The organism is Variovorax sp. 01T439_2, from assembly GCF_056398445.1.
In genome coordinates this window covers 1-4302 of record NZ_JBFTPJ010000505.1, presented here as the reverse complement: position 1 = coordinate 4302, position 4302 = coordinate 1, and the positions used below count along the sequence as shown (strand labels likewise).

Genomic DNA, 4302 nt, shown 5'->3' with positions numbered 1-4302 from the left:
CTGTTGTGGGAGTACATACGCCTGTATATGCAGGAAGGTCCCGTCACGGGCAACATTCCGCCCAATGCACCGAGCAACTACAAAAAGGTGCCGCTCTACTTGCCGCAGGAATACTCTACCTACTGCGGGAAACCGAGCCGTGCGCAATACCGACTGGAGCAAAGACCTCGCTTCCTGGAAACCACGATGCACATGATCAGTCAGATCACCTGCTCGTGGCCCACGTTTCCAAAGGAATGGCAAAGCGATTCGGGTGTTGGTGAGCCCGAGGACAAGCCAGTGCAGGCTGGTGCCGTGATGACAGCGCTCGTCTACCGGGCACAGGGCAAGCTCAGTAAAGCCGACGAGATCGAGTTCCTCCGACACTGGGGAACGTCTGAGGCGCAGCAAGAAGCGATGTCGCGCAAGGAATGAATGCGCCTGCACATTGCGGTGCATGCACCGCACTCCAAACGAAATGCTGAACCGCGCCGCGCCCCCACTCAACCCGCCACGCCAAACCCCGTGTCGAAAGTCCCCTTCACATCCAGCGGCTGCCTGATGAGCCCCACCTGCCGGTAGAAATCCGCCGTGCCCTGCTGGTCGGCGATGACCTGCGCATCGATGGGCACCCACTTCTGCTGGCGGCGCTCGAACTGCAGTTTGGCCGCCTCGGGCGGAATGCCGATGATGCGGGCCAGCGCGGCCGAGTAGGCATCGACGTTGCGGTACGACCAGAGCTGGGCCTTGACCACGCGCTGCAGAAAGTCCTGCAGCACCGGCCGCTTGGCGGCAATGGCGGCGTCGGTGGCCGCGAGGTAGCTGAGCCCCGGCAGCAGGCCGCGTCCGCTCACGAGCACGCGCGCGTGGCGGCTGACCTCGGCCAGCGCGGTGTAAGGCTCCCAGGTGGCCCAGGCATCGACCGAGCCCTGCGTGAGCGCGAGCTTGGCATCGGCCGGCGCAAGGAAGCGGATGTTGACCTCCTCGGGCTTGAGGCCCGCCGCGGTGATGGCCTTGAGCGTCACGTAGTGGCCGATGGAGCCGCGGTTGGTCGCGATGCTCTTGCCCTTGAGGTCGGCCGCGGTCTTGAGCGGCGAATCGGGCCGCACCAGCACTGCAGTGCCGTACGAATCCGAACGGTTCGCGCCGATGGCCTTGACGCGCGTGCCGGCCGCAAGCGCGAAGATGAGCGGCGCGTCGCCGATGGGGCCGGAATCGACCGCCGCGGCGTTCAGCGCTTCGGCCAGCGGCGCAGCGGCGGGGAATTCCGACCACTGGATGTCATAGCCAAGGCCTTCGAGTCCGCCGGCCGCTTCGAGCAGCGCGCGCAGTCCGCCCTTCTGGTCGCCGGCTTTGAGAACGGGGCGTCCCTGTGCGCCAGCCTGCAATGAGAAAACGGGCAAGGCCACGGCGGCGGCGAGGCCGCGTGCGAGGAGCTGTCGGCGCGATCGGTTGAGATGTGGGTTCATGGGTTCTCCGTGTTCAGTTAAAAAATAGGTCAATGGATGAAGCCGCCCTTGACGAAGCGCACCGGCTGCGCGTCCATGCGGGCGATCAGCGCGCCCAGGCCATCGGCAGGCAGTGCGGCAGCGCCCTGCCCCCACGCGACGGGCGCGCGCTCGCTGCGACACAGCAGGTCGTCGTCCGACCAGCCTGCCTTGCCGGGCGCACCGCGTGCGCGCAGCCAGCCGTCGCGATCGGCAATGAGCTGGGTGCCGGCGAGTTGATCGGTGCCGGCAATGAGCGACAGCGCCTCCCACGCAGCAGCGGAGTCGGCCACGCAATCGGCGGCCGATGCAACAGCGCTCGAAGGCGGCCGCAGCAGCACGGTGACAAGGCGTGGGTCTTCCACTGGCGCTGCATCGCCCGCCACGATGCGCACGCGCTGCCCGCGCCAGCTCGCGAGCAATCGCGGCGGCTGCGAGCCGCAGCGCACCGTCATCCCGGGCAGGCCGATGGGCTGCGGCCAGTTGCCGAGCGCACGCAGGCTCTGGCCCGCCCCCTGCGCCTTCATGTAGTCGGCCAGCGCCCAGGCATCGGCCTCGCCGAGCTTTCCGGCAAAGCCGGGCATCGTGGGTCGGCCGCCCTGCTGCACATCGCGCGTGCCGTGGAGAATGCGCCAGAGCAGATCGCCATCGGCGCGCCGCCACAGCAGCGGGCCGCTGAGGTCCGGCGGCGACACCGCCAGCGAAGCGGCGAGCGGGCCTTCGCCCTTGCCGTCAGCGCCGTGGCAGGCCACGCAGTTCTGCTGGTAGAGCACGCGGCCTTGCGCGATGGAGGCAGCCGTGAAGCCTGTCGGCGATGCCTGGAAGCTCGTGGGCGTCGCGGGCACCAGCACCACGTGCGACTCGGGCCAGGGCGCGGCGATCAGCAGCATCGGCACCAGCGTCAGCAGGTAGTAGCGCGGGCGCCGCCAGAACAGCGAGAGCAGCAACGCCAGTGCCGCCACGGCGACGAACACCAGCGTCCAGGCGAGGCTGCGCGCCTGCCCCAGGTCGATCAGCAGGTTCTCGCCCGACAGCCGCCGCGCCCATGGCCACGCCGGCTGGCCGTGCACATGCTGCGCGAGCCCGAGTGCATCGAGCATGCGCAGCAGCTGCAGCTGGGCGCCTTGCAGCAGGCCGATCAGCAGGTTGAGCCAATCGGCCTCGGGCGTGCTGTTCATCTCACCAGGTGGCGTCGAGCCCCAGGTGCCGCAACGCTTCGTGCCGCAATTGCGCCAAACGCGCATGGCCGCGATGCCGCGGATACGGCAGGTCGACCACGATCTCCGCCGCAATGCGCGCCGGCCGGTCGCTCAGCACGATCACGCGGTTGGCGAGGAACAGGGCCTCTTCCACATCGTGCGTCACCAGGAGCGCCGAGAAGCCCGCGCGCTGCCACAGGTTGACCAGCTCGCTCTGCATCGCGATGCGCGTGAGCGAATCGAGTTTGCCGAGCGGTTCGTCGAGCACCAGCAGCTGCGGATCGTTGACCAGCGCACGCGCCAGCGCCACGCGCTGCGCCATGCCGCCCGAGAGCTGGTGCGGAAAGGCCTTGGCAAAGTCAGTGAGGCCGACAAGCTTCAGCGCCTCGTCGACGCGCCCGCGCTGCGCCTTGAGCACGCCGCGCGCCTGCAGGCCCAGCGCCACGTTGTCCCACACGCTGCGCCAGGGGTAGAGCGTCGGGTCCTGGAACACGACGATGCGCGACGGGTCGGGCCGCGTGATGAGGGCATCGTCCTGCGTGATGCGGCCGGCCGTGGCGGGCTCGAGCCCGGCCACCAGGCGCAGCAGCGTCGACTTGCCGCAGCCGCTCGGCCCCAGCAGCGCGACGAACTCGCCGGGCTTCACCGCAAGGTCGATGTCGTCGAGCACCTGCAGCGGCCCTGCGGGCACATCGAACCAGTGGCTCACGCCGCGGATATCGATCTGCGCGCCGGCCTGGCGCACGCCTGCTTCAGCAACGGCGGTGGCTACCATTTCACGGTCCCCTTCTGCCACGACAGCACGCGGTCGCGCACCTTGAAGAGCAGCGTGATCAAGCCCGAGCACAGCCCGGCCATCACGATCAGCGCGGCATACATGTTCGAATACGAGGCCCAGCCCTGCGCCCACGAAAGATAGAAGCCCAGCCCCGCCTTCACGCCCATCATCTCGGCCGTGACGAGCACCGAGAACGCCGCGCCCAGCCCCATGAAAAGGCCCACGAACACCYGCGGCAAGGCAGCCGGAATCGCCACGCGCAGCACCAGGAAGCGCTCGCTCGCACCCATGGTGCGCGCCACGTCGTAGTAGTTGCGGTTGACGCCTGCGACGCCCGACCAGGTGAGCACCGCCACCGGAAAGCCCGTGGCCAGTGCGATCAAAAACACCGCGGCCGCATAGCTCGATGGAAAGAAGAAGAACGCCAGCGGCAGCAGCGCCGAAGCCGGCACCGGCCCCACGAAGCGCAGCACCGGATGCACCCAGTAGCCCGCGATGCGCGACCAGCCGATGGTCACGCCCGTGAGAAAGCCCGCGAGCGCGCCCAGCACGAAGCCATGCGCGAGCAGCCGGGTCGAGTGCAGCAGGCTTTCTCCGAGCCGGCGCCAGTCGTCGATGTAGGTCTCGACCAGGCTTTGCGGCGGCGCGAAGAACGGCGTGGGCAGCAGCGCGAGTTTGGCGGTCGCGATCTCCCAGATCGCGAACAGCACGGGCAGCGCGACAAGCCACGGGCCCGCGGGCCGCAGCGCATGTGCAACGCGGCCGGCGCGCGGCCCGAGCGATGCGGCGGCCAGCAGCAGCGCGCCCACCGCGAGGGCGGCGATGCCGAACTCGTCGGTGTAGGCCCAGTCGCTGAAGC

Annotated in this window: 4 protein-coding genes and 1 pseudogene; 1 reads left to right on the top strand and 4 read right to left on the bottom strand. The window is 68.8% G+C overall.

The features are described from left to right. Positions 1 to 414 (top strand): annotated as a pseudogene (locus AC1DOC_RS21655) (hypothetical protein); the annotation flags it as partial. A 68-nt stretch (positions 415 to 482) separates the two neighbouring features. On the opposite strand, the gene AC1DOC_RS21650 reads toward AC1DOC_RS21655, so the two are convergent. The 4 genes from AC1DOC_RS21650 to AC1DOC_RS21635 all read right to left on the bottom strand — a co-directional run. Next, on the bottom strand, positions 483 to 1448 hold the full coding sequence (locus AC1DOC_RS21650; RefSeq protein ID WP_412511540.1) for an ABC transporter substrate-binding protein: 966 nt from the start codon (positions 1446 to 1448) through the stop codon (positions 483 to 485). Positions 1449 to 1477: 29 nt separating this feature from the next. Beyond that, positions 1478 to 2644 (bottom strand): c-type cytochrome, encoded by a 1167-nt coding sequence (locus tag AC1DOC_RS21645; RefSeq protein WP_412511541.1) that lies wholly within the window; start codon positions 2642 to 2644, stop codon positions 1478 to 1480. A 1-nt stretch (position 2645) separates the two neighbouring features. Next, entirely contained in the window at positions 2646 to 3440 is a 795-nt protein-coding gene (locus AC1DOC_RS21640; RefSeq protein WP_412511542.1) for an ABC transporter ATP-binding protein, read from the bottom strand. Then, positions 3434 to 4302 (bottom strand): ABC transporter permease (locus AC1DOC_RS21635; RefSeq protein WP_478130458.1); only part of this gene is annotated, 869 nt, incomplete at its 5' end. The genes AC1DOC_RS21640 and AC1DOC_RS21635, both read right to left, overlap by 7 nt.

Bases quoted from the DNA above. Each gene is read 5' to 3' on its own strand.
- AC1DOC_RS21650 (WP_412511540.1), bottom strand. From the start codon at position 1,448: ATGAACCCACATCTCAACCGATCGCGCCGACAGCTCCTCGCACGCGGC.
- AC1DOC_RS21645 (WP_412511541.1), bottom strand. From the start codon at position 2,644: ATGAACAGCACGCCCGAGGCCGATTGGCTCAACCTGCTGATCGGCCTG.
- AC1DOC_RS21640 (WP_412511542.1), bottom strand. From the start codon at position 3,440: ATGGTAGCCACCGCCGTTGCTGAAGCAGGCGTGCGCCAGGCCGGCGCG.